The sequence below is a fragment of the Mesorhizobium sp. M7A.F.Ca.US.002.01.1.1 genome (genome assembly GCF_004022955.1).
GTDB lineage: Bacteria > Pseudomonadota > Alphaproteobacteria > Rhizobiales > Rhizobiaceae > Mesorhizobium > Mesorhizobium ciceri.
Genome location: NZ_RZQE01000572.1, coordinates 1 through 3,300 on the forward strand (window position 1 = coordinate 1; position 3,300 = coordinate 3,300).

4 protein-coding genes and 1 pseudogene are annotated in these 3,300 nt (G+C 57.1%); 1 reads left to right on the forward strand and 4 read right to left on the reverse strand.

The genetic code is table 11. From position 1 onward, the window contains the following. Nucleotides 1-944 (forward strand): annotated as a pseudogene (locus tag EN932_RS32135) (hypothetical protein); the annotation flags it as partial. 287 nt (nucleotides 945-1,231) lie between these two features. Here EN932_RS32135 and EN932_RS32140 read toward each other — a convergent pair. The 4 genes from EN932_RS32140 to EN932_RS32155 all read right to left on the reverse strand — a co-directional run bounded on the left by EN932_RS32140 (nucleotide 1,232) and on the right by EN932_RS32155 (nucleotide 3,008). Next, on the reverse strand, nucleotides 1,232-1,777 hold the full coding sequence (locus tag EN932_RS32140) for an SH3 domain-containing protein (protein ID WP_127365634.1): 546 nt from the start codon (nucleotides 1,775-1,777) through the stop codon (nucleotides 1,232-1,234). A 19-nt stretch (nucleotides 1,778-1,796) separates the two neighbouring features. Beyond that, complete coding sequence (locus EN932_RS32145) at nucleotides 1,797-1,991, reverse strand: hypothetical protein (protein ID WP_127365633.1); 195 nt, start codon at nucleotides 1,989-1,991, stop codon at nucleotides 1,797-1,799. Between the two features lie 82 nt (nucleotides 1,992-2,073). Continuing rightward, entirely contained in the window at nucleotides 2,074-2,571 is a 498-nt protein-coding gene (locus EN932_RS32150; protein ID WP_128369364.1) for an invasion associated locus B family protein, read from the reverse strand. A gap of 194 nt (nucleotides 2,572-2,765) precedes the next feature. Beyond that, nucleotides 2,766-3,008, reverse strand: coding sequence for a hypothetical protein (locus EN932_RS32155; protein WP_127365631.1), 243 nt, complete (start codon nucleotides 3,006-3,008; stop codon nucleotides 2,766-2,768). Between the last annotated feature and the right edge of the window lie 292 nt (nucleotides 3,009-3,300).

Below are 3,300 nucleotides of genomic sequence, written 5' to 3' on the forward strand. Positions count from 1 at the left end.
ACTCTGGGCATCTTGTGCATATGGCGACGCATATCGACGTGCTTTGCGGCGATTACCACAAAGTCGTGATGCGCAACCGGCAGGCGGCTCAGGTGGATCGTTCATATTTCGCTCATGCAGGCGGCAAGAACTTTTACACGGTCTACCGGATCCACAACCTTCACTTTCAAATCTACGGGGCCATGTTTCTTGGTCGCCCGTCGGACGCCTTCGAAGCTGCGAGGGCATTGGTGGAAAACCTGCCAGAGCCGGTGGTGCGTTACATGCCAGAGATGTTTGAAGCCTTTGCGCCGATGAAGTTGCACGTACTTATCCGCTTTGGACGCTGGTCCTGTATCCTGGAAGAGGCCTTCCCCGAGGATGCGGAGCTTTACTCCTACAGCGCCGTCCTGTTGCATTATGCCCGGACAGTGGCTCTGTCCAACCTCGGTAGAATTCCCCAAGCCGAGGAAAGCGCTAGCCTTTTCGCGGCAGCGCGCGATGCAGTGCAACCCGAGCGCATGCTGTTCAACAACCCCTGCGCCGATATCCTGAAGGTTGCCGAAGCGATGATGCTGGGGGAGTTGCACTACAAATCCGGCCGCGTCCATGAAGGTCTGGATTTCCTGCGGCATGCGGTCGATCTCGACGACAATTTACTTTATGACGAGCCATGGGGTTGGATGCAGCCGACGCGACACGCGCTTGGCGCATTGCTGATGGATGCCGAACGATATGGCGAAGCTGAGGCTGTCTATCGCGCTGACCTTGGGCTTGATGCGACGTTGCCGCGGCCTTGCCAACACCCACGCAACGTCTGGAGCCTTCACGGCCTGCTTGAATGCCTTAGCCGACGGGGTGACGCGGTAGAAATCAGCGACGTCCGACAGCAGTTGGATCAGGCTCTGGCGCATGCAGAAGTGCCCATCATGGCATCATGTGCCTGTCGGAGTGCACCGCGATAAGTGGCAAGGTTCCGCTCGCTAGTTGCAACGTCCTCAGCGCCAAAAGAGCCAGCATCGAGTCGCACGCATCCATTGCGCGCGAAGACGGGCAGATGGCCCATCCGCAGGCTGAACTCCTGTCGTAGCCGCCCATACGATGGATGCGCGTGATGCATCGAACTGACAGCTTCGAGCAAGTGTGAGGACGTGGGGTGTCTGGATCACAGTGGGCACCTTACACCGGAGGGAGGACATAGATCAGCCGAAAAGTGAATGAACGTCCGTCAACGATTTTCCGGCCTCGTCATTCAGAACACTTCGCCGGGATAAGCCCCCCACAAGTCGAACTGTTTGATGAAGCCTGACATCGAACTCAGCGCGACGCTGCACCATTGACCATCGCATCCCCTGAGTTTGACTTCAACGGCAGGTTCCAGCCAGGAGATAACCGGGCCGTCGAATTTAGCCTTTTTGCGTAGAGCAACGTTACCTTTGCTCCAAGGAGCGATCACGGCCGTTCTGCGTCCAGACAGAAGCGGAGCATAGATCCATCCGCTGGCCCCGCTCCAATCCCGTACCCGCCGCCATTTGCCAAATTGCTGGTAAATCTCAAGGGGAATGCCCGGGCGCATGTAGACCCATTCAATGCTGTAATCGACACCAGGGCCGATCCGCAGGTTCGCGGGTGAACCTTTCAACGAGACGAAGCGGGGTATAGGAACGCTAGTGGTCTCGGCTCGCAATCCTGTCGTCGGTGCAGAAGCGGCTACCAAGCCAACCGTGAGAGCAGATCGAATGAGCGCCCACGCTTTAAAAACCTGGGCGCCGCGTTCGGTTTCGAAAAAGGATTGCATGCGGCGCGGCCGGACCACCTCACACCATAGTTTTTGTTAAAGGGGTCTGCACAATGGAGTCGACCCCTCGCATCAAACCAGAAGCCCGTGAGCTAATAAGCGGATCGGGCGGACCGAGCTGAAAGCCTCTTGGTGCCAGGAAGAGCAGGACGACAGCAATCGCTATCAGCAGGATAACGATAGCGGTATTGAAGAACTCTCTCATCTTCTTCATCCAAGGATCCACGCGCCTGGGTGGTTTTCTCCAAGTCGATTGAGCGGCTTTGGAGCGACTACCGTGCGTCGCCGGACTTCGCTCAACGAGCTGATTTGCAAATCTTGCTCGCTTTCAAGGCGGCGGTGAGCCCCATCAGCGAATAGGCGTACTGGGTTTGTGTACCTCTCCAGGACGTGGCCAACAGCTTCATTTTGCTGGCTGCCCGCATGGCATTGACCATCGATCGATCCTCTTCGGCGCTCGCCAACCAAGCCTTGTTGTCTTGAGTAAACATTGAGAAGTGCTCGTCTGCGATCACCACATCGATGTCCGACCCTAGCTTAAGCCGATACCCCATGACGGCTTCGGGCTGGTCATCCTTCGGCGCTCGCGAGATCATGACAAAATTCTCGCCATGATCGACATCCGCAGGAAGTTCGGAAACAGGGACACTCAGGACATAGCACCATGTTGTGTCTGAACGATAAGAATAGACGCCCCATGCACCGTGCTGAGAGAGAAGTCTGGGGCCAGCTTGCACCCAAGTGATAGAAAGTAGCATGGATGCAATGCTTGCCACAACTGCTTTGATGGTCATCATATCCTTCCAGATTTCATAGCGCAGCAAACGTGGTCAAGGTGATTTCCGTATCACTGAGGTTTGAGGATGGGTTTCTCAATGGGAGCTTTGGAAGTTGTGACAACCATCAAGGCGGCCGTGCTTCGGCCTGATCGAGCTGCCTCAGTCGGGCGTTGGACTTTGCCTTCGTGCGGAAGTCCAACATTTGCCCTTCAGTAGTCCCGGATCGCAACAAGCCGGTCCCCTTTGACCGTGGCGATAACGAGATGGGACGCCCACGGATAGTACCGTGGCAAAGCCGCCGCCTGGTCGGTCAGTGTTGCGCCATAAAGGCCGCACAATTCGCCGCCGAGCAGTCGAGCACGATCGCCTTTGCCGTCCAACATGGCTATGTAGTCTCCGTCGTACGGGTAACCGATGAGCGCGATCTCCTCATAGTCTTCTAGCTTCCGCATACTCGTCTCGTGTGCCGTCTGCCGCATCCGTGGTCAGCGGGGCCGTGTCTCCGCTGCGCCAATCACGCCTGGAATGTTTGTGATTTTCATCGGCGGACCGGCCCAGCGGCCATGGACAGGGGGACAACCGCTGGGCCAATGAGAGCGCGCTCCTCCCGACCGCGAGCACTGACGTTGTCGTGATCATCAGCACTCGCGCTGCGCTCCCAAGATGGCGCTGCCGCTCCCGGCATTGGACGATGGTCCGCTGCTTGATGCGCCACGTCGAAGTTCACTCTCATGCGGCATATAC